Annotated in this window: 18 protein-coding genes and 1 pseudogene; 10 read left to right on the forward strand and 9 right to left on the reverse strand. The window is 56.0% G+C overall.

What is annotated here, in order from left to right; translation table 11 throughout:
• The first annotated feature begins 107 nt into the window (after positions 1-107).
• Genes ACV229_RS19280 through ACV229_RS19295 form a run of 4 tightly spaced genes read left to right on the forward strand, consistent with a single transcriptional unit; the run spans position 108 to position 3,970 of the window.
• Positions 108-392, forward strand: a complete 285-nt coding sequence (locus tag ACV229_RS19280) for a type II toxin-antitoxin system HigB family toxin (RefSeq protein ID WP_333969256.1) — start codon at positions 108-110, stop codon at positions 390-392.
• Positions 393-394: 2 nt separating this feature from the next.
• Positions 395-1,648, forward strand: coding sequence for an ImmA/IrrE family metallo-endopeptidase (locus ACV229_RS19285; protein ID WP_186114503.1), 1,254 nt, complete (start codon positions 395-397; stop codon positions 1,646-1,648).
• Positions 1,645-2,769 carry a beta family protein gene (locus tag ACV229_RS19290; protein ID WP_419692476.1) on the forward strand — a complete coding sequence of 375 codons (1,125 nt, stop codon included), beginning with the start codon at positions 1,645-1,647 and terminating at the stop codon, positions 2,767-2,769. Before ACV229_RS19285 ends, ACV229_RS19290 begins: the two co-directional genes overlap by 4 nt.
• A 55-nt stretch (positions 2,770-2,824) precedes the next feature.
• Entirely contained in the window at positions 2,825-3,970 is a 1,146-nt protein-coding gene (locus tag ACV229_RS19295) for a DUF3800 domain-containing protein (RefSeq protein ID WP_448084699.1), read from the forward strand.
• 109 nt (positions 3,971-4,079) lie between these two features.
• Here the strand turns inward: ACV229_RS19295 and ACV229_RS19300 are convergent, their stop codons facing one another.
• From ACV229_RS19300 to ACV229_RS19320, 5 genes are all read right to left on the reverse strand, one after another.
• Positions 4,080-4,607: a hypothetical protein gene (locus tag ACV229_RS19300; RefSeq protein ID WP_448084700.1), complete on the reverse strand. Its 528-nt coding sequence runs from the start codon at positions 4,605-4,607 to the stop codon at positions 4,080-4,082.
• 93 nt (positions 4,608-4,700) lie between these two features.
• Positions 4,701-6,449 (reverse strand): restriction endonuclease subunit S, encoded by a 1,749-nt coding sequence (locus ACV229_RS19305; protein WP_448084701.1) that lies wholly within the window; start codon positions 6,447-6,449, stop codon positions 4,701-4,703.
• Entirely contained in the window at positions 6,446-7,915 is a 1,470-nt protein-coding gene (locus ACV229_RS19310) for an N-6 DNA methylase (RefSeq protein ID WP_448084702.1), read from the reverse strand. Before ACV229_RS19310 ends, ACV229_RS19305 begins: the two co-directional genes overlap by 4 nt.
• 18 nt (positions 7,916-7,933) lie before the next feature.
• Positions 7,934-10,255, reverse strand: a complete 2,322-nt coding sequence (hsdR, locus tag ACV229_RS19315) for an EcoAI/FtnUII family type I restriction enzme subunit R (RefSeq protein ID WP_448084703.1) — start codon at positions 10,253-10,255, stop codon at positions 7,934-7,936.
• Positions 10,256-10,537: 282 nt separating this feature from the next.
• On the reverse strand, positions 10,538-11,434 hold the full coding sequence (locus tag ACV229_RS19320) for a hypothetical protein (protein ID WP_448084704.1): 897 nt from the start codon (positions 11,432-11,434) through the stop codon (positions 10,538-10,540).
• Between the two features lie 395 nt (positions 11,435-11,829).
• Here ACV229_RS19320 and ACV229_RS19325 point away from each other — a divergent pair, with 395 nt between their 5' ends.
• The 5 genes and pseudogenes from ACV229_RS19325 (at position 11,830) to ACV229_RS19345 (ending at position 16,173) form a co-directional block, all read left to right on the forward strand.
• Positions 11,830-12,429, forward strand: a complete 600-nt coding sequence (locus ACV229_RS19325; protein ID WP_448084705.1) for a recombinase family protein — start codon at positions 11,830-11,832, stop codon at positions 12,427-12,429.
• Positions 12,430-12,527: 98 nt separating this feature from the next.
• The gene (locus ACV229_RS19330) at positions 12,528-13,082 is read left to right on the forward strand and encodes a hypothetical protein (protein ID WP_448084706.1); all 555 of its coding nucleotides are present in this window, start codon (positions 12,528-12,530) and stop codon (positions 13,080-13,082) included.
• A gap of 14 nt (positions 13,083-13,096) precedes the next feature.
• Positions 13,097-14,245, forward strand: coding sequence for a hypothetical protein (locus ACV229_RS19335; RefSeq protein ID WP_448084707.1), 1,149 nt, complete (start codon positions 13,097-13,099; stop codon positions 14,243-14,245).
• 38 nt (positions 14,246-14,283) lie between these two features.
• Positions 14,284-14,761 (forward strand): annotated as a pseudogene (locus tag ACV229_RS19340) (recombinase family protein).
• A gap of 230 nt (positions 14,762-14,991) precedes the next feature.
• On the forward strand, positions 14,992-16,173 hold the full coding sequence (locus tag ACV229_RS19345; RefSeq protein ID WP_448084708.1) for a hypothetical protein: 1,182 nt from the start codon (positions 14,992-14,994) through the stop codon (positions 16,171-16,173).
• Positions 16,174-16,209: 36 nt separating this feature from the next.
• Here ACV229_RS19345 and ACV229_RS19350 read toward each other — a convergent pair whose 3' ends face one another.
• From ACV229_RS19350 to ACV229_RS19365, 4 genes are all read right to left on the reverse strand, one after another.
• On the reverse strand, positions 16,210-17,106 hold the full coding sequence (locus ACV229_RS19350) for a hypothetical protein (protein ID WP_448084709.1): 897 nt from the start codon (positions 17,104-17,106) through the stop codon (positions 16,210-16,212).
• A 91-nt stretch (positions 17,107-17,197) separates the two neighbouring features.
• Positions 17,198-18,235: a hypothetical protein gene (locus ACV229_RS19355; protein ID WP_448084710.1), complete on the reverse strand. Its 1,038-nt coding sequence runs from the start codon at positions 18,233-18,235 to the stop codon at positions 17,198-17,200.
• A 51-nt stretch (positions 18,236-18,286) separates the two neighbouring features.
• Entirely contained in the window at positions 18,287-19,606 is a 1,320-nt protein-coding gene (locus ACV229_RS19360) for a tyrosine-type recombinase/integrase (RefSeq protein WP_448084711.1), read from the reverse strand.
• A 500-nt stretch (positions 19,607-20,106) separates the two neighbouring features.
• Positions 20,107-21,456: a fatty acid desaturase family protein gene (locus ACV229_RS19365; protein WP_448084712.1), complete on the reverse strand. Its 1,350-nt coding sequence runs from the start codon at positions 21,454-21,456 to the stop codon at positions 20,107-20,109.
• Between the two features lie 202 nt (positions 21,457-21,658).
• On the opposite strand from ACV229_RS19365, the gene ACV229_RS19370 reads away from it, so the two are divergent.
• Positions 21,659-22,348, forward strand: a complete 690-nt coding sequence (locus tag ACV229_RS19370; protein WP_448084713.1) for a hypothetical protein — start codon at positions 21,659-21,661, stop codon at positions 22,346-22,348.
• Positions 22,349-22,354: the final 6 nt, after the last annotated feature.

Here is a 22,354-nt window from a genome sequence, read left to right on the forward strand (position 1 = left end):
GTATCATCAGGCCGCTGTTGACAGTTGGTCCCAATATGGGAACAATATGAAATGTTCCCAGGAAGGGATCAAAAGGGAGGTGACGATGTCAACGGAGAAGCTGCATCATGAGAGTCATTGGGCTCGGCGTGCTAAGCGCCTTTTGTGACGAGCACGCCGACTGCCGAAAATGGGTCTCGAATTGGATTCAGGACGTCAAGCAGAGCACGTGGACGACAACACACGACATCAAGTTGCGCTACCCATCAGCCAGCTTTCTCGCGGAGAACATCGTGATCTTCAATGTTCGAGGAAACAGCTACCGGCTTGAGACGCAGGTTGCATTCGGTACTGGGGTAGTTGCGGTGAAATGGATCGGCACTCACGCCGAATACGACAAACGGAAGTTTTAGAAATGAAGTACAAAGTTCTCAGGACAGAAGACCAGCACCGAGAGGCACTCGAGGAGGCTGAACGTCTCGTCGCGTTCGATCCAACGCCTGGATCGCCCGACGCTGAACGTCTGGAACTGTTGACGCTTCTCATCGAGGACTACGAAAAGCGTGCATTTTCTTTCGAAGCTCTCGATCCTCTCGATGTCATTGAATTCCGAATGGCAGAGCAGGGATTGCGCCAAAGGGACCTAGTCCCTATGATCGGCAGCCGCAGTCGGGTATCGGAGGTTCTTGCAGGCAAACGCCCGCTCACCGTTCAAATGATCCGCTCTCTGTCGGTCGGCCTCGGAATCCCTGCCGATGCGTTGATTGGGGCTGAGCCGAGCCGAGCCCCTAGGATCGCTGATCAAACCTCACTGGCGATCGACTGGAAGCAGTTTCCCTATGGCGAAATGGAACGCCGCGGCTGGTTCAAGGGGATTCGAGTAGCCGGTGCGACGAATGAAGATCGATTGCAATCGTTCCTGAAGCAAGTGGTACCGAAAGAGCCAGCGGAGGTGCTTTTCCGCCGACGCTTCCAAGGAATCGAGATAGACGAAAACTCGTATTACTCCACGCTGGCGTGGTCGGCGCGAATTCTCATGCGGGCTAGAGAGGCCGGTGAATCGCTGCCGCAATTTGATCCGGCAAAAATCACTACCGATACGCTGCGCGACCTTGCCCGCCTTAGCTGGCTGGACAACGGTCCGAGGCTTGCCGTCGAGTTCTTAGCAAAGCTTGGCATTGTCGTCATCGTCGAACAACGGCTACGTAATGCTGTTTTGGACGGCGTGGCTCTCATGTCCGAGACAAGGCGGCCAATTATCGGCTTGACGCTACGGATAGACCGGATCGACTATTTTTGGTTTACATTAATGCATGAGGTCGCGCACGTTTGGCGACACTTAAATGATTCAAGCGAAGCGTTTATCGATAGGATCGAGCGTATCGCGAGTGCTGAACGCACGACAGAATCGAAAGAGAACGAGGCAAACAGAATCGCGCGCGACGCGTTTATCAAGCGCGCGGTTTGGGAGCGGAGCCCGGCTCGGCTCGCTCCATCGCGGGAAAGCATCCAGACGCTCGCGGACCAATTGCATATCCATCCGGCCATCGTCGCCGGTCGAGTGCAGTTCGAGACGGGGCAATACAACCAGTTTCGCGAGTTTTTGGGCCAAGGCGAGGTGCAGAAGCACTTCGAGGACGCTTTTCCTGATGCGGGGAACGAAACATGAAGTCGCCGGTATACGTGCCCATTGTGAAGGGCAAGCTGTACGACGTGATGGCTGTCGGTGCGCTCTCAAGTCAAGAGCGTAACATCACGAAGCCGCTCATTGAGACGATGCCCATCAATCCCAAGAAGCCTGCTGTCGATGAGCACGTCCACAAGTTTTGCCAGTACATTAGGAAGCACGTACCGCTCGGTGAGCTTTTTGTCGACTTTTATGGCCTGATGCCGGACGCATGTGCGCCCGATGGCACCAACGCAACGATCTTCGGGTATCAACTCCTCAAGGGCCTGGGACGGTACGCAACCCCCGTTTACGGGCTTGAACGAAACGATGAACTGTGGATTCCGCTGAAAGACGTGGTTGCGAGTTTCAACAAAGGGTTCGCGTTTCGGCTTCGCCGGGATGATCTCGCCGAGGACTTAGTCGACGAAACATGGAGTTCCATCGTCGAGCGATCGGCCCAAATGGGCCTCAAGGAAGATGCGGTCGATTTGATTCTTGACTTCGCGAGTCTGCCGGACGCTGACACGGCTGGAATCGAAGAAGCTGTGATTTCTTTCCTCTTTCACAATCCACGCGTGAGGCGCTATCGCAGTATCGTCGTCGCTGCATCGTCTGCTCTTCGGACCGTGGGTGATGTCGAGAAGGATGGCGTGAGCGAAGTGTTGCGTAGCGAACTTCACTTGTGGTCTCGCCTGTGGAACGACATGCCCGATGATGTCAAACCCGTTTACGGCGACTACGGTGTAATTCATCCCGACTTCAGCGACATCGGGCCAAATAAATACATGAATGCCAAGATTCGCTATACCGTTGGCGACAAAATTGTGTACTTCCGAGGTCATGGTCTCTTACACCCTGTGAAGGATTACAACCAGTACTACGACCTGGCCAAAAAGGTGGTAACTGACATCCGGTATCGCACGCGGAAGTATAGCTTCGGCGACAGCTACATCGATGACTGCGCTCGCAAACTTGGCAAGCCCGGTGCGCCAGGTACTTGGGTAAGAGCTGACATGAATCACCACGTGACGTATGTCGCAGAGCAAGTGGATCGGCTGGTCAAAGTGTTCGCTTCATTGCCGAACCCGGCGGATGCCGCTGCGCTGCTGACTGCGGTCTGACTGCGAACTCCATTGTCCAGAGAAGAATGGCGGGGGCGGTTATACGGGGGACAGCGTGTACTTCTATATTGACGAATCCGGGCATACAGGACCCAACCTGTTTGATCCGGCACAACCAATGCTGTACTACGGAGTACTTTCAAGTCGCGTAAATCTGGATGTGGTTGCGGTAGAGAAAGTTCACGCAATACGGCGGCGCCTAGGAGTGCCTCGGTTGCATGCAGCCGAACTTGGCATCGGGCGCTTGATGGACGTAGTTCCTCACGTGCTCCCTCTTGTAAAACAATTTGACATCCGTTTCGACGTCTATCGAATAGCCAAGCCTGATCACGCGATCATTTGCTTTTTTGACCAAGTCTTCGATCAGGGAGTGAACCCGGCGGTCACCTGGACCGGTTACTGGACACCTTTGCGATACGTCATCCTCATAAAGCTCGCCGCGCTCTTCGACGAGGACTTAGCTAGATCGGCGTGGGAGGCGCGCATTACCCCCAAGGACGATATCGCCTTTCCCATCTTGCAACGAGTCTGCCGCGAGCTCAGGAGTCGCATTGATCGCCTGCCTGACGCGCGATCGAGACAGTTGATCGGCGACGCGTTAGCGTGGGTGGACGCAAATCCGGGCGAGATTTCCTACAACGTGTCGAGCAAGAAGGACATTCTTCAGGTGACGCCCAACGTGGTCGGATTCCAGTCTGTGGTGCACGGGATTGCAAGTCGACTTCGGAACATTAAGACGCGGGCTTCGCGCATCATCGTCGACCAGCAATCACAGTTTAATAGCGCACAGCGCACGCTGGCCGATTTCTATCGCAGTTCGCGTGGCTTCAAAGCACCTATGGGTCCCGGGCTGCCTACGGTGGACCACACGCACGTTCCAGATGTGCCACTCGAATTTTTGGCCTCCACGAATAGTTGCGGCCTCGAGCTTGTTGACGTGCACTTGTGGGTATTCAAGCGCGCGATGGAGGGCGCAGACCTACCGCCCAAAGTCGGTGCCCTGGTACGTGCACACATGCACCGATCCAAAACCGATGAGATTTCGATAAGCGCGATTGCGCACCGCTGGTCAAAGTGGTTTAACGAAATCCCAGAGATTGAAGAGATGTCACCGGAAAAAATCGAACGAGCGAAACAAATCATCAAGATCGACGAAGAGCGAAGACTCAAGGCAATGGCAGGAAACCAGTCGCCGCGCTGACAAGGCTTGAAGTTCGTCAGCTGCACATATGATCTACTGGGAAGCGGACCGCGTGATTGTTGTCAGCCGTGCGGAGGCTGACCACGGTGACACGGACGAGCTTTTCATTTCATTGGACTGCCGGGGTACCGTTTGCCTCAAGCGCAAGCTCCGCCGCACTCAGGGACGAAAAGCCCCCGACTCTATATGACTGCGGAAGCTGCTTTTTTGTGTAACGACGGATGCCGTCTTGATGAGGTTTCTTTCTTAACACAACCTCACTCGGTATGTTGTAGATGATCCATCTACCCGACACGTCGGTAGGCCTCAAAGCGCTGTCTGGACCGAGGACCACGATCAGCCTATCGTATGCCTCAGGATTTCCCAAATCGACAGTCGTGCTTGTGCCTCCGCTGAATTTCACTTGGCATCGGAGGCCTTGGATAATGCCGTCGTGACCCTCTTGCTTTTTACTTTCAGCAAGCTCCATCTTCAGGAAATTGCAGCAAAGAAATTCGGCAATATCTCCAAGGTACTTGCCGGACCTGACCACACCCAACTGTTTCAAGTCATCTACTGCCGAAAAGAAGGCATCGATAGCCTTCTCTTGCTGATCGGCAACCGGCAGCTCATGTTGAATCCGTCCCCGCTCTGTCATGGCTCTATCCCTCGTACCCTCTTCATCATGCGAGTCCTGCGACAACCGTATACACCAGGTCCACTCGGTTATCTCGGAAGTCTCCCACTGCACTTAAACCACCGCCAGCACATCGCTTTCATAGTCGAGCGACTCGGTTAGAACGGCCTGCTGAACCAAAGCTGTCGCGAAACGCGATTGACATATTTGTTGGTCAAGCAGACGCTTACGCAGCCCATCACATAAAGCGCGCAAGCCTTCGACGCATGCAACTATGCGCGCTTGCTCTTCCACTGGAGGAATAGGAATCGGCATACTAACAACTGCACCCTGATTAATTTTTGGCATGGTCCCTTGGGTACCCGTGGCCTTTCCCTTGAAATACTCTCGTCCGAAACAGGAATTCAAGTATGCGTGCACATAGTGAACGTTGATGTCGCCGGATAGCCGCAAGCGCATCATCAAATCTGGGAACATGAAAAGATCGTCTTCCAGGTTGTAGACGGCAGCTATGCCAACGTAGTCCAAAGAGTTCGCTCGCTGTATCAGCAAATCACCCCTCTTTAGGAAATATTGCCTCGCTGTCGCGACAGGGAGGTCGACGAATTTAAAGCAGTTCTCTTTGAAGTAGCCTTTTGTAGTTGCGCTGAGGGTCAAGCAACGTACACCTGCCTGGGTGGGCGACGGTTTCGGCGAATGTCCATTGTTCGGGCCATTGAGCGTCAGCTCTCCGAGGGATTGCCATGCCCAGTGCGCAGGCACCTCAAACGGTCGAGCATCTTCCTGGATTTCTATGCTAACGCCACTCGGCTTGCGTTTTCCAGCCGGAATCAAAGTGTCTTTTTGCAGACGAACGCGACTTAGTAATGCGCCAACTGGCTTGTCATTTGAGCTAGCCGTCGACAGCAACCCACGCACTGCGAGCCGCAAAATGGTTTGCTCAAGTGCGTCCACCGCCTCCGGTCGGTCGAGCAGCAGATCGAAATGCGCCGAGACGCGATTCCAGTTTTCGGCGAGCGCGTGGGGTGATTCGCTCGCGGCCAACGCATCAAACACCGTGGAGACGAGCCGTGCGTGCTGATCCGCATCTAGGCGCCCTCGTGCTTCCAATTCATCGCACAGGCGCGTCAGCTCCTCGACTTTGGCTACGATGCGTGCCTGTTCGGGAAGTGGGGGCAAAGGAAACGGGACGCTCTCGAAATATTGTCGTGGAAGACGCTTTTGACCTGCCGAGCCCGTCATGACTTTTTCGCCATTGCGTAGAAATTCGGGCGTTTTGAGGAAAATCAGAACATATTCGGGCCTTACCCCGCCGAGGGGACGCACAACGTGAAGCTCGGTCGTGCCAGCACCAATGCCGTTGGTAAGATTCCTAAAGACTGTAGATTTGCCGTTTTCGAAGCACGGCGTGATCTTGGCAACGCCAACATCGCCTTCTGCAAAGTGCGTAAACCCCGACTTCACATCCGACCATGGCCGCACCTCAACGGTATGCGGGACAGCCAGCGCCGCCGGGATGGAACTCATCTGCACGAACGAAACACGCACGTTTTCATCGGCGTTGTTCCGTGGGCTGATTACACCAATCTCGGATAACGACGTCCACGCCCAGCTATCAGGAAGGTCACTAGCCTCTGCTGGCCGATCTGAAGGGGAACCAAGAGTTCTTCGCCGACCCTTGTCGTTCAAGACAAGCTTCTGCTTCTCCACGGCGATTCGATCGAGCAGTACAGTGGCAGGCTCATCTAATGCGTTTTGCGGCACGAGTCTGCCCTGCACGGCTAACGAAAGAATCAGCTCACGCATGCGTTTCACCCCTTCGGGGGCGGTGGCTAACTGCTGAAATCCGTCGACCAGATTCACACTCGCCCCTCCAACGCATCGACCAGAATACCCTTGAGTTGATCGCGCAGTGCCTGAACTTCAGCAGTGAGTCGCTGATACTGCGTCAGCAGTTCATCTGGGTCGTGACTCACTTCCTCTGGCCTATGGGGATTCTTCTGGTCGAGGTTGTATCCGTTCCCCCTCAGCGTATCGATGCTGACTTTCCATGCGAACTCGTTCTCGACGCGTCCCGCGAAGCCATCCTGCTCGTTGCCCCACCATTCCTTTTCCGGCTCAAATTCTTCGATGCGGATCGGCTTTGTCTTCGAGTAGTTTTTGTACCCGGCAGGATAGGGATGCTCGTAGTACCAGACCTCGCGCGTCGGTATCCCTTTCGTGAAGAACAGCAGGTTCGTCTTGATGCCGGTGTACGGTGCGAACACACCGTTTGGCAAACGCACGATCGTGTGCAGGTTGCATTCGGTGAGCAGCTTTTCCTTGATCCGGCTCTTCACGCCTTCGCCGAACAGGGTACCGTCCGGCAACACGACCGCCGCCCGCCCGTTATGCTTCAGTAGCTCGATGAGTAGCACAAGGAACAGGTCGGCCGTTTCACGCGTACGCACGTCTGCCGGAAAATTGGTTTCAATGCCGGGCTCTTCTGTGCCGCCGAACGGAGGATTGGTCAGGATCACGTCAACTAGATCGCGATTGCCGTAGTCGGCCAGCGGACGCGACAGCGTGTTGTCGTGACGAATCTGTGACGGCACCTCGATGCCGTGCAGCAGCATATTGGTCACGCAGAGCAAATGCGGTAACTGCTTTTTCTCGACGCCGCGGATTGAATTCTGTAGCACCACATCGTCATCGACGTGCTTGCGCTGGGCTTTCAGGTGCTCAATCGCGCATGCAAGAAAGCCGCCGGTGCCGCACGCAGGGTCGAGCAAGCGTTCACCGAGCCGGGGATTCAACTGATCGACCATGAATTGCGTCACGGCACGCGGCGTGTAGAACTCGCCAGCATTCCCCGCACTCTGCAAATCCTTGAGGATTTTTTCGTACAGGTCATTGAACTGATGCCGGTCCGCACGGTTGTTGAAGTCAACGTCATTGATCTTGTTGATTACCTGACGCAGCAACTGGCCCGACTTCATGTAGTTGTACGCGTCGCCAAATACTTCGCGCACGACAAAGCCGCGCGCATTGCGCTGCTGATCGGCGTCCAGCTCCTTTAGCGTCGGAAACAGATCGTCATTGATGAACGTCAACAGCTCGTCGCCAGTGATGCCCTCGGGGTCCGCCGCCCAGTTTCGCCAGCGCAGCCGGTCCGGTAGCGGCGAGCGGAATCCGTCGCGCATCAATTCAAGCTCCGTTTCCTGATCGTCGAAAATCTTCAGGAAGAACAGCCACGTCAGCTGCGAAATGCGCTGCGCGTCGCCATCGACACCCGCGTCCTGACGCATGATGTCCTGTATGGACTTAATGAAGGTGGAGCTGATAGTCATGAATACGTTGTTAATGCGTTACTGATAGAGAGCGCGTTCAAGTTCGCGCAGTGCGGCCTGATACTGGGCACGACCGCCGAATGCACTGATGATCTCGACCGGCGATCCAAGCTGGTCAAGTGGGGTCAACTTCAAGACCTCGGGCTGTTCGATGTTCTCGATCCCGTCGTCGGCGTATTTGTCCAGCAGCGCCTGAAGGACCTTGCGGGCCGTGTCGCTATATTTTCCAAATGCGTCGCGTTTTTTCACGCGCTCGGCACGTTCACGGCGCGTGAGCGGCTTCTGTCCAAATGCAATGTGGCAGATCAGATCAAACGGGTCCAGCTCCTTGCCAACCTCGCGTGCCAGCTCATCAAACAGGATGCCGTGTTCCTCCAGCTCTGAGATTATCGCCTGTTTCCGGTCGGCCTCACTCCACGCCTGCAGAAATGCATCGAGTGAGACGAAGCGCTTGCCAATCTGGATGCGCGTGAAGTCGCGCAGCGACTCGGTGATCAGCTTGCCGTCCGAACCCAGGTATTGGACACGCTCGTTGACAACATAGACAGGTACCTCGTCGACCACATACCGGACACGTTCATCGCCACCCGGAGGTAATGGGTCTCCTGCGTGTCCGTCGATACCCGGGGTCTCGTTTTCATCCTCGGGGGGCGTGACCGGCGCATCGGGCTCCGGCTCAAAAACCACTACTGGGTCACCATCAAACGCGGGATCGGCAAACAGTTCTGTCGCTTTTTTGAAGTCAAGAATCGTGAACCAAAGCTTCCCATGCTCTTCATCGATTCTTGTTCCGCGCCCGATGATCTGCTTGAACTCGGTCATCGAGTTGATCGTTCGGTCGAGCACTACCAACCGGCAGGTTTTCGCGTCCACACCGGTCGTCATCAAACGCGATGTAGTCGCGATAACCGGGTAGACCTTACGCGGATTAATAAAGTTGTCGAGCTCGAGCTTGCCTTCCGCGTTGTCGCCCGTGATCTGCATGACGTACTTCGGGTTGCTGGCGGCGAGATCAGCATTGGCGTTAGCGAGCGCCTGGCGCATTCGCGCAGCGTGATCGATGTCTTCGCAGAACACGATGGTCTTCGCCATTCGGTCCGTCGCCTTCAGAAATTCCGTGATGCGCCGGGCTACCGCTTCATCGCGTCGCGTCAAAACCAACGACTTGTTCATGTCTGACTGGTTGTAGATGCGGTCCTCAATGATTTGCCCAGATTTGTCGATCATGCCCTGCGTAGGTCGCCAGCCGAGGTCCTTGTCGAGATCGACCCGGATCACCTTGTACGGGGCGAGGAAGCCATCCTCGATGCCCTGTCGCAGCGAGTACGTGTAGACGGGTTCACCGAAATAGGTGATGTTCGATATCTCGGCCGTTTCCTTGGGCGTCGCCGTCAGGCCAAGATGGGTTGCGGAGGTAAAGTAGTCAAGAATTTCGCGCCATGCAGAATCCTCGGCGGCACTTCCTCGGTGACACTCATCGATCACAATTAGGTCAAAGAAATCCGGGCTGAACTCCCGGTAGACGTTCTGCTCTTCCTCGGTTCCCGTGACGGCCTGATAAAGCGACAGATATATCTCGTACGACTTGTCGATCGTGCGATTTTCGATCTTGGTCATCGCGCCGCCGAATGGCTTGAAGTCGTTGACCTTGGTTTGATCTACGAGGATGTTGCGGTCAGCAAGGAACAGGATGCGCTTTACTGCACGGGCTTTCCACAGACGCCAAATGATCTGGAAAGCCGTGAAGGTCTTGCCGGTACCGGTCGCCATGACAAGGAGGATGCGCTGCTGCCCCTTGGTCACAGCCTCGATCGCGCGATTCACCGCGTTCAATTGGTAGTAGCGGGCGGTCTTGCCGGGGTGGTAATCCTGCGAGTAGACGGGGGCGGCTTCCGGCGCAATGCCTTTCCATGCGAGATAACGCTGCCAGAGCACGTCCGGTGACGGGAATTCGTTGATGCCAATCTCGCGTTCGAGGACGCCATCATGCATGGTCCGGTCGTGCCAGAGGAATCCGTCGCCGTTGCTCGAAAACGCAAATGGAACGTCCAGCATGTCGGCATATGCGAGCGCCTGCTGGATACCGTCACGCACTGAATGCTTGTTGTCCTTCGCTTCGACTACTGCGAGCGGGATACCTGGCTTGAGATACAGAACATAGTCAGCACGACGGATAGTCTTTTCGTCACGACGGGCTTTATTGCCACGCACTATGACACGGCCATCGGTCAGCGCGACCTCTTCCCGAATCTGCAGCTGAAGGTCCCACCCGGCCTCGATGAGGGCGGGAGAAATGAACTTGCTGCGGATGTCCTGCTCAGATAGCGATTTTTTGTCCATGTTCTTCCGGCTTTCTGGCTACCCGGGACCGTCCGAATTCGCCTACAGGTGACTGTAACTCAAAGTGTGTCGACAGCGTTATGAAGCAAGCGGCGTAATCTTAGTACTGAACCCAGGGCAGTCGCGCAGCGTCGGGTATGCTGACTAAGCGAAATCTGCCGGTGCCCCTGCATAATTCGGTGAATGTGAATATCCTGCTCGGCAATGCGATCGCCGGTCTCGGCGATCGTGAAGACCGAACTGGCGGTTCGGTTTTCGCCCAGGTACATGCTTATGACCGGCTCAGTTGTCCGGAATCAGTATCCCGTTTTGGTATTTGTAACCCGCTATCTCGAGCCTCATCGCGTCCTGTATATTATTGTCAGGAACTGCTCGCGCATTGTACCAATCTCCGATGTAATCATAGTAATCGTCAATTTCATATTGATCGAGTCCAATCATATCGGGAGATATGATCGAATTTTCGAGTCGAAGTTTTTCCGTGAGGTTGATTTGATGATTAGCCGCCATATCGGACAGCGTGCGCATGCAAACTTGGTAGCTGTGTCTCCCGCTATCGTGCTTGAGCATCGTGAGGACATGTGTATACCGACCGGTGCGCAATGGCGTGATGATTTCGTTCAACTCGTTGCCTCGTATTGCCTTAACCTGGATGCCACCCGGTCTCGTGGAGTCGATATATGTTGCTGGCTCGTGTTCTCCTGTATCGGGATTCGGCCGTATGAACTGAATATCAAATTTGTCTTGCGGCGCGTAAAAGTGCGGAAATGCATTTTTTGTGGAAATGAATCCAGTGCCGATCGCTACAAATTGCTCTATAAACTCCATTCTGGTGCGACTCCTACCAGTGCACCATGCAAAGGCATTCCTGCCAACACCGTTCTTGTCGTCGTTGAAGCGCCGGACGCAAAAAGCCTCAAAAATATGGCCGACAAGGCTGTGCACTGGGAGGCGTGACTGAAACATTAGTTGCCCTTGCCCATCGAGGACTAGGTGCCCCGTCTCCAGGCCGTCGGCGACTAGCTTGTCGCCATAGCGGTCTTTGAGAATCACTCGCTTGACATCCGGTGAGATTGCGGGATGCCGAGGATCAAGTAGTCCGACTGGTACGCCGGTACGAATTGACGATGCCGAAGAACTATTTGAGACTTCGTCAGCGAGAATGATTAGCTCTGTCATGCCTATCGGTCCTCTTCCCGAATCTGCATCTGAAGGTCCCACCCGGCCTCGACGAGGGCGGGAGAAATGAACTTGCTGCGGATGTCCTGCTCAGATAGCGATTTTTTGTCCATGTTCTTCCGGCTTTCTGGTTTCGCTTTCGGGTGGCGACGGCGTAAGGCGTAAGCGACTGAATTTCGAGACGTGTGGTCAGTATTATGAAGTAAGCGGCGCACAGTCAGTATCGAACCGGGGGCAGTCGCTACGCTTGGGATGCTGACCAATGCTCCCCGGCTCATTTGGGTACACCGCAACGAGCCAAGCGCCGGAGCGTATGAGCTTGGATCAACAGGATCAACCAGTTATTTGATCCATGCTATAATTGATCCATCAATTTATATGATCCACGTAAAATCATGCGCAAGCTCTATTACGGGCGGATTTCGACCACGGACGGCCAGTCCTCCGCGAGCCAGTACGAAGACGCTAGAGTCCACGACGTGCAGGACAAGGATGTTTTCATTGACGAGGGTGTGAGCGGCTACCACGTCGCTCCTGACGAGCGGGAGCAGTGGAGAAAAGCTGAGCACGACCTGCGGCACGGCGGCATTCTCATCGTGCGCTGGCTCGACCGCATCAGTCGCCGCTACGACGAGCTACATCGGACCATGCGTCGGTTGATGGACCTGGGAGTTCGGGTTGAGTGCACGCTCAATGGGATGGTATTCGACGGAAAAGCCAAAGACCCCATCGAGAAAGCGACGCGTGATGCGATTCTGGCGTTCATGGCCGCGCAGGGCGAAGCCGACTATCGGAACCGGGCAGAGATGCAACGTCGTGGTGTGGCGATCGCGAAGGCGGATGGGAAATACAAGGGGCGAGCACGATCCCACGACTATGCTGCCATCAGGTCATGGCGCGCCGAAACCGGCGCGAGTATTCGGGAGACTGCGGAGAAGTTCGGTGTCGGAACGGCAACGGTAAAGCGGGCGTGTGCGGAGCGCATGTCGTCTTAGTTGGTCGACAACCGCGAAAAACGATGTGGCCGACAGTCTTGCGATTCGGTATATAGTCATTCGCAACGAACACATTCAACACCAATGCTGACCGCGTCATGGACGCGCAATGCACATTAACTCCGGGGGCAGCGATGGATCGGATAGTCAAGCCAGGACTGGATGTACAGGGAGGTAAAGCCGTCAGCAAAGCCGGGAGTCAATCAACTGATAGCCGTAGTGACCGGTTACTAAAGTATATCCAGCCCGACGTTGCCGGATTTTACGCGGTAGCGCAAGGAGCGATACACAGCTATGACAAGGCTCCGCTTTCGGCTCTTCCCACATACGACCTCGCACTCATCGTTTTCGTCCTTTGCCTGACCGCATGCTATTGGCTTCTTCGACGTCAGTTCGTGCAAAAAGGCATAAACGGCTCGACCCGTCACAAGATGCTGTTGCCCCAGCTCGCCGTCACTTGCATTGCATTTGCAATCTGGTCTTACGCGATAAACTCATTCCTTTGGGATAAATATTACAATTCAGCAGTGGCATTGATATTAAGCGGAGCCTTCATTTTGTTTGCAGGCGACTATCGGCCGAAAATTAGCCTTGATGAAGCCCGGAAGCATGGGTTTACTGCAAAAGACCCTAACGCGAAAAATCCACAATAGACAAGGAGCACCGAATGCTGGCGCAACTGGAATTTTCCCGCAGCAGCGAGTTTCAGGATTTTCTGCGTGCCTTGTTTGGTTATGAGCGTATCAATCTAGAGCTGGTACAGGGCGTAACCATTGATTTTCACCCTCTCTGGCTTTTGATGTGGGACGCGCACCAGAGAACCGGCTCCGACATAGAACACTATGACTTTTACTGGCCTCTGAACGAACTCGCACGTCAAAGGCCGAGATTCGCTACACGCCCTAATCCAAACTGGCGACCGGGCGCATGGAAGAATTTCAGTCAACGACAAGGGAAAGGACTAGATGAGCCTTTCATTGTCAAAATATGCATCACACCGGGAGGGGACAGCGTTAGTCGCAATGAGCTTTACGCTTTTGCGGATCAGCAGAAGGCCTTTTTTTGCACCGTCGAAGAGCGACCTGTTGCACGTGCAGCGGCCAGCGTACAAGGGAGCACCAGTATGATGGCAAATGAGGATGGTACCCTGGGTGGCTTCCTCAAGGATCAAAACACCGGCAAGATTTTCGGTGTAACCTGTGCGCATGTTGCGACCACTCCAAACACGCAAGTGAACCTAACGGATGTTGGCGGGACCACCTACAACAATGCTGGAACGGTTACTCATACCACTTATAACAATTTAGTCATTACCGGAGCACGAGGCTGCAATAATACAATCACCTGGCAAAGCGATCACGTCGACATTGCCTTGTTCGAACCAGACGCTCATCATGCGCCGCAAAACACAGTCTCAGCAATCGGTTTAATTGACGCCATTTTCGACTGCTCACAGTTTGACTCCGGAACGGATGTTGTAATGAGGGGGGCTGCATCCGGAAAACACACTTATCAGGTAGGCGCCTTTTGTGCGATTTATAGAGTCCTTTTTAACGACGGTAATTTTCGTTGTTTCAACAATATTTTCCAGATCACAAGTTCGAGTGGACGCTCCCCCTGGCTTCCGCAGAAAATTGCAATCAGGCCAGCAGCAGGTGACTCGGGCGCTTGGGTTTGTGCCGACAGCGTTTCGGGTAACTACGCGTACTGCGGAACGCTTATCGCGGTCGACGACTTCAGTGGATATGCATGCTTTGCGCAGGCAGTACGGGAGTGGGCAATTGATAAACACAATATCGACCTCGTTCCGTTCTGACGCCTGTCTTCTCGACGAGGTGATCTGCTTTAGTTGCCGTGCAGATTTGCAGATCAGGGGCCGCGCACGAAGAGTGGCACAAAGCCGAACACGCTCTGCGGCACGGTGGCACTCTCATCGTGCGCTGGCTCCACCGGATCAGGCGCCGCTATGACGAACTGCACCGGACCATGCAGCGGCTGATGGCGCTGGGCGTGCGCGTCGAATGCACGCTCAACGGCATGACGTTCGATGGGCGGGAGACAGACCCGATCCAGAAGGCGACGTGCGATGCCGTACTCGCGTTCATGGCGGCGCAGGGTGAGGCCGACTACAAGAATCGCGCCGAGATGCAGCGCCGGGGGTGTCGGGATCGCGAAGGCCGAAGGAAAATATAAAGGGCGAGCTCGATCACACGACTTTGCCGCAAGAGACGCATGGCGGGCCGAGAGCGGTGCCAGCATCCGAGAAACGGCCGAGAAGTTCGGAATTGGCACAGCAACCGTTAAACGGGCGTGGGCGGAGCGCGACGCCTGAACCGCTGCAGTACCGTAGGTGTCCGATTTCCCCACAGCATGCCCGTTGCTATCGTCGGCGCTGGTCCAGCGTGGATTTGACACAAAAGTATATTTCAAACGAGCATCAACTTCGCCGCGCATATGCCGAACACCAGTTCTCGTAGCTGCATCTACTGCAATCAGGACCGTCAGTTCACAGACGAACATATGTTTCCTGCTGGTCTCGGCGGTGACGATCGGCGATATCTGTTGAAAGGCCTCGTCTGCGGACACTGCAACACCAACGTCTTTTCGAAGTTGGAAGCACGGTTCATGAGGTCATCTCCCGCTGCAATTGGCAGAATTTTCTTGCAGCATCATGGCCGTGGAAAGGGGAAAAAAGCCAGCATCCCTACAATTGACACGCGCACCGCTACGATCATCCTACCTGAGCACGGTCCGATAGAGGCTGAAGTAGCCGCCCGCGGCAAACCCGTCGCCCTATTGCAACTCGTCTTTCTTGGCGACGGACAAGTCAAGCTCGCTGGCGGAGATCACACTCCAGTCGCAGATTTTTTAGAATCGTTACGTCTGGCGATCAACGAAAAAGTCACGCTCGTTGCGAAGCGAGCAGACTCCGAAAGTGCCACATATCACGCAGAACACTATATTTGGGACGGCGATGGCTACAGGTTCGTAGGAAACGAAATACTCTCCAAACCACCGACTACCTGCGTGTGGCGAGAGCCACTCACGGTTCCACCTCAAACCGATGATGCGGGTCGAAAGCCCACGCTTTATCAACGCACCGCGGGCCAAGTGGTACTGCGTCTATCCGATCACCAAGAGGCGGCCTCCCTACTTACTCAAACGCGAAAGGCAACAAGTCAACTGCCGCAATCGGTGCAACCGGACTTCGAACCACTAGCCAACCCCGTAGTGCAGTTGTCGCTCTCAATGCAAATGAACGACTACGGGCGCGTCTTAGCGAAGATCGGAGTAAACCTCGTTGCGCACGTATTCGGGGAACGTTACGTTCGTCATCATGCGTTCAACCGCATCAAGCGCGCGGTCCTGACGGATTCTGTACCGATCGCAGTCCAATCTACAGAGGCTGGAAAAGCGTTTAACGGAGTACCGCATGATCGTCACGTTATGACGTTGGTACATCAAAAGAGCCGCGCAGGACGCTTTCACATGGCATTGTTAATCCGGCTTTATGGTGCCTCGACCTTCGTCCATCTTTCGTCCAATGCGCTGCGGCCGCCTATTGAAGACCCAGTTGTTTTCGTCATTGACTATAACGCACATCGTATCGAACAGCTGACAACTCGCCAGTGCGTTATCGCCTATCCACCAACGATTCCGGAACAGGAAAGAAAGTCATACACATGGGCATCAATCTTCGGCGCACCGCTAAAGCTCGATTTCGCATCTCTTCGGGAGTTATGATCTGAATGATATTGGCTAAATTCCCAGGCAGATCGCTTACTCTTCAGGAGTGACAGCACTGCCATATTGCGCTGGTGTTCTAGTTGCCGCTTTCGTGATTACCGCGGCCGCCATAGTAAGTAGGAAGGCCGCGTCCGATCGACTGTACCGTTCCGTGCACCCTTCATTGTCAACGTGATGCGCGGGATGCGCGTAATGCCGCACTGCCTCCCGGATCATCTGCTCACGCTGAAGCGTCGACATGCTCGCCTTCTGCTTCTGGTACAGCGACGTTGCTACCCGCGTGGCATCGTCATCGCCAAGAATTTTCTGCGCGCTTTCGATGGCTAAACGGCTCCGCGCGACGACTGCGTCGTACTCGCCACTAGCCAGATACCTATTCGCTTGATGCAGGAACTCGATGGCTGGGCGTAACGGGGCCGCTTCGTTGCCAACGGGAAGGTGGACCCCAAGCACAATCACATCGCCATGACCAAGCTCATTGAGAATTCGCGCCCAATCGCTGAGGTTCGCCCTATAAGAGATATCATCGGTGATGGCTTGCTGACCGTATTGCGAAGAATATCCCGATGCCACAATGGTCAGCTTCAGATCGACGTTTCCACCCTTTCGCGCATCTTCGATAGCGAGCAATTGCGTGTCACTCAGAGCAATGGAAAAGGTGTGATGGACAACGCCGCCGTTGGGGCTAGGAGCCAGATAAATCGGAAGATCGGGATGGACACGCCCCAACTCGCTGGCAATTCCGGAGAAGAATCGCAGGCTCAAAACTCCCCATAGCACGTTCGCACCAATCTGCGTTTCGTCGGTCGCCCATGGCGTTTTATGGAACTCTACATTTAGGCGAAGGGCACTTACGCCCAAACCGCGCGTGCCGTTGATGTTGGTGATTCGAGCATCCGCAATAACTCGCGAATTATAGTTCAGGCTCATGCCGTTGCCCCGTGTGGTATTAATTGGTCGCCGGTTCGTCTTCAAGCGGCACCAGTCTTGCCTCAAAGTTTGCGGCAAGGGGCGCCTTCGTCTATCGATGTCTGGAGACACCCTGGAAAAATGCGCACGGCATGTCAGGACTGAGAAAGGACAGCGGGTTCAGCGGGCCAAGCACATACTCTGGCTGCGCATCGGCAAACACCTGTACTGCTCCCTCTGATGCATCGTGCGCCCATACAACCAGGCTGTTTCGAGCCGCGTCGTCAAAGCCCTCGACAATGGATATGATCGCTGCCGTCCCGAGACAAGCTGGCACTGTGAAGCGGACCTGCGTCGCACCTCGGTCAAGGGATATGTAGACAACGTGATCATGCAGTTTAGTCGTCGATCGCAGGAGGCGGCTGTAATCCAGGTACTGCTGCCCTCTCCCGAAGATCGTCACGTTGTAGAGAAACCCTTCCCGCCCAGAGATTGGCACTTTCCATTCGCCCCAGGGCATCGCCAACACCTCTACGGTGACTGTGAAACGCTCACGCGAATCAGCCGAACCGATCCGAGCCCATGCGCCATCAGTTGTTTGCCTCCACGGAATAAGATCAAGAGGCAGAAAGTGTGCGACAACTGGATCGTCGCTTTGTGGCAGCACGGGATGTGGATTGTTGTACGACGTAACAAAGCGCCAAAAACCCTGATCGATGTCGCGCAAAAACTGCACGACGCGAGGGAGATCATCACGATGGAGCGACCTAAAGTGAGCGACCCGGTGACGAATGGCGAGAACCTCTTCGAGCTTTGCATCCCAGATAGTCTTTGGAGGCATGTACGCTTCGAACAGCCGCCAGTGATCCGAAATCACGCGCTTCAACTCTGAAAGTTGGACAAAGCTTAAGACGTCATCCTCCGGCGTGGGCATATGGGTCATGCGCTTGTCGTTGTCTTTAGGCATCTTAGCTTTGGCGGCATTGATTTTTGATTCCCATGAGTCGCCATCGAGCGCGCGAAGCTGAACATAGACAAGTCGACGCAACCATGTCTCGAATTGCCACAGATGGGCGTAGGTTTCAAGAACCTGCGGCGAGAGTTCAGAAACACCGAACAACGGTTCCGCGCTGTCATTGTCGTCTTGCATGGTGCCCTCCACTCGGTATCCGAAACTTGGCCTCAGCTCAACGCGATGAGCCTACTCGTCGTCGGAAATTTCCTCATCGATCCGCTTTTCGCTATTCAAACCGGCCGCCGCGAACATCGCACTCGCCGCCGTTTCCATCGAGTTCCGAACAGGCTCGAGCCAGAGACGCGCATAGATTGCCGTCGTCTGCGTCGACTTGTGGTTCAGCGACCGGCCAATCACCGACAGGTTCGCGCCGGTCCCGGCTTGCCACGACCCCATCGTGCGGCGAAGATCGTGCAGCCGAAGATCGGCAATGCCAGCCTTGTCGAGAATGATCTTCCACGCCTTCTTCGGCTCAACCAGATGTCCCGACTCGCCCGCTCCCGGAAATACGAACTCCGAGTCGGAGCACGCCGTCGAATTCTTCCGAGCCTCGAGGATCACAATCGCGTCTGGTACAAGCGGCACCGATTGCGGCGTTCCGTTCTTCGTTTCCCGGATGCGCCACTCACCCCGCTCCAGGTTCACATCATTCCAGTTCATTGCGAGCACGTTGCTGCGACGCGCGGCGGTCAGCAGGCTGATCAGTATATAGTCGCGCACCGTCGTATTCGGATACGCCAACACCTGCTCAAAGAACTTCGGCAATTCGTCCGGCTGAAGGAATCGGTCGCGGCTCACCTCACTATGCTTGCGGATGCCTTGACACGGATTGATCTGGTTCCAGATGCCCCATTCAATTGCCTTGCCGAAGATGCTGCTGACGAGCGCGAGCACCCGGTTGGCTGTCACCCTATGGCTCTTGCTGATCTTTGCGAAGAGCTGCGCGACTTCCGCCTTCGTGATTTCCGACAACCTGCGCGACGCGAGGTTGATCCCGTCCTTATTGTTCGAAAGATACTTGTCGAACTTCTGCTTGTCCTCGTCCGCCGTCTTCTTGTGCGGGACGCTGTGGTTCTTGTGGTACTGGTCGAACAGATCGCCGAAGGTCATCTCCGCGCGGCGGGCGCGCTTCAGTTCCGCCGGGTTCGCGCCGCCCGCAATGTCCGAGATCAGCGTCACGGCCATTGCTCGCGCCTTATCCACCGTCAGATCGGGATAGCGCCCGATTTTAATCCGCTCCGGCTTACGATTTACTTTCCGATACAGGATGAACGTCTTGATGCCGCTCGGGCCGACGCCGATTGCCAGACCGCTCACCTTCGTATCGTAGTAGTACTTCCATGGCGCTCCCTTCGCGGGCACCGGCAACGCTTCGATCGCCGCTTTCGTGAAGTTCAGGGGCTCCTTGTCCGCCCGTTCCTTTTTGCCGTCTTCGCTTATCATTGCTACCCCTTTGCTACCATGCACGTCGTTTTTGCTCGACGCGAAAATTTCAAAGAGCAGCAATTTTACATGAAATCAATAGCTTATAATCTTCATCGAACTCCACAAACCCCGAAAACTAAAAGACCCCGAGAATCATAATCCGCAGGTCCGGGGTTCGAGTCCCTGATTCGCCACCAAATGCGAAAGCCCGGTAGATCTTTGATCTACCGGGCTTTTTCATTTTGGCTTTGCGGATCGTCCGCGAGCCTCCCTCTTTTCCCTATCGCGACACTGGCGATGACTCGCGTGCTCTGCTCGGCACCGAAGAGATTTCGTACTCGCGCTTCGTAGCGGACACGTGCAGCGGTCGACCCGCTACCCGATCAACAGGAATATCCCGGCATGCCGTAGTCCGTATCGTGACGGCGCCCCCACCACGACAGATACGCATTGTTCTCGCCGCGCGCTACGCGCATGCCCCATCCACATGGACCGGGAATTCGAGTCACTGAAGAAAAGCGACGTCGCACTGCTTCCCAGCCGCACGCTGAAGGATCAGCCGCACGGCTATCGCCTCCCTCTTATCGCCCTCGGTCCGGCGCCCCGGACCAGAGCAGCGCCGGCAACTGCCGCGACGACAGGATCGGCTCGCCAGGCGCACGCAACGCAGGCAGGCGATGCCACGGCACGTTGGGTTCGCGATGATGCTGCTGGTGGTAGTTGATGTTGTATGGCCAGATGAAGAAGCGCCCGCATAGCCCGACACGCCACGAATAAGTCCAGTCGTACCAGCCAGGCGTAACACCTGGCCCACCGCTGTGTTCTGCAATGCTTCGGACTTTCTGCAACAGCGCGCCGATCGTGACGAGCGGAACGAACCAGAGCGCCGCGATCGTCAGCAGTTCGCGTACCGTGCATGCATACCCGAGCGGCGCAAGCAGGACGCCCCACGTCACGACTGCCGCGAGTAACGGCAGCGTCATGGACGCGCCGCGCCCGTTCGCGCGGCGGTACGCGCGCATGTTCTTCACCATGTTGACCACGAGCAGGTCGCCAAGCAATTGCCGAGCAAGCGGCAACGCATCGAGCGGCTCAAACTTCCATGGCTGCGCGTGATACAGAAAATTCCGTTCGGGATCCTGCGAAGTTCCGACGTGCCGGTGATGCGCGAGATGCAGCGGCCGGTAGAACTCGATGGGCACGAGTCCCGGCACGCCGATCGCGACGTTGATCAGGTAGTCGTTCGTGAAGCGGCGGCGGCTCACGTGGAAGTGCGTCGCGTCGTGATACAGGATGAACAGCGCATGCTGCCGGGTGGCGACAACGACGGCCGCAAGCAGGTAGACCGCCCAATGGCCTGCAGCCAGCGCGATCCGCACGGTGACGACGATGCAGAGCCATTCGAGGAGCAACGCGCCAACCGTGCGCAGGTCGACGTCGAGACGTACGAGCGCTGCCGTCACACCGCCCACCCCCATACCGAGTACGACGCCCGCGAGCATGTCCGCGAGCAGATGTTGTCCGGTTGTCAGGACCGTGAGCGCCAGCACGGCACTCCACGCGGCGTAGTAGCGCGCGGCCCGTGCACGCAAGGCAAACAGCAGCACGGTGACTGCGACGGGCAACGCGACATGCCCGCACGGGCTTGCGGCGAGCGGCGTGTCGATCCGGTACAGCCACGCGAGCCATCCGCTCGGGACTGGCGGCCGGATCACAGCGGTTGGCCAGAACACGTGGCAGACGAGGCAGAGGCCGGCGGCAAACGCACCCGCAAAAAATGCCGGTGGCAGCCAGTCCCGGCGCCGGCCGAACCAGACGATCGACGGCATGACGAGCGCGTAACTCAGATACAGCGGCACGCTGGCAGGCACGAGCGCGACGAACGCGTCGTACGGCCCCGGACGCAACAGGCGCACGGGGGCCAGCGGCATATGCGTGACCCAGAAGTACAATGCGCCCGATACGACGACGTAGATTGCGAGCCAGCGCCATGCATCGGGTGCGGGTTGTGAGGCCGAGACGGAGGCATGAGGCGTGGCGCGCATGAGAAAAAGGGGGCGGCTCGATCGAGTATGATGATAAATCGTTTCGGCCTGCATGAATAACGACGCCATGCCGCTTCAAGCCAGTTCCATGACGCGTGCGCAGCTGCGCGACGTCGACGTTGCACAGATGTATGCGCTCTATTCGACCTGCTATCGGGACACGCAACTCGAGCGCTTCGAACGCGATCTCGACGACAAGACGCATTGCATCGTCATGCGTGACGACACGGGGCAACTGCGCGGCTTTTCCACGCTGAAGCTGTACGACCAGCCGTGGCGCGACAAGACGCTGCGCGTCCTGTTTTCCGGTGACACGATCGTGGACCCGGCATGCTGGGGCAGCCAGCAGCTCGCGTTCAGCTGGATCCGGCTTGCGGGCGAGCTCAAGCGACTCACGCCCGGCGTGGCGCTCTACTGGTTTCTGATCTGCAAGGGACATCGCACGTACCGATACCTGCGCGCGTTCGCGCGTGACTTCGCACCGCGCTTCGACCGTCCGACCGCGCCTTCGACCCAAGCGCTGCTCGATCATCTCGCGGTCGAGCGCTTCGGCCGCGCATACGATTCCGTGTCCGGCGTACTCAGCTTCCCGGTGCCGCAAGGCCGCCTCGCACCAACTCTCGCAGACGTGCCACATGCGCATCAGCGACTGCCGGATGTCGCCTACTTCCTCGAGCGCAACCCGCATTACGCGCGCGGTGACGAGCTTGTCTGCCTGTGCGAACTAACGCCGGAAAACCTGAGGCCGATGGCAAGACGGATCTTCACCGGTGAATGAGCAGGT

The sequence above is a fragment of the Burkholderia sp. MR1-5-21 genome (assembly GCF_053427715.1).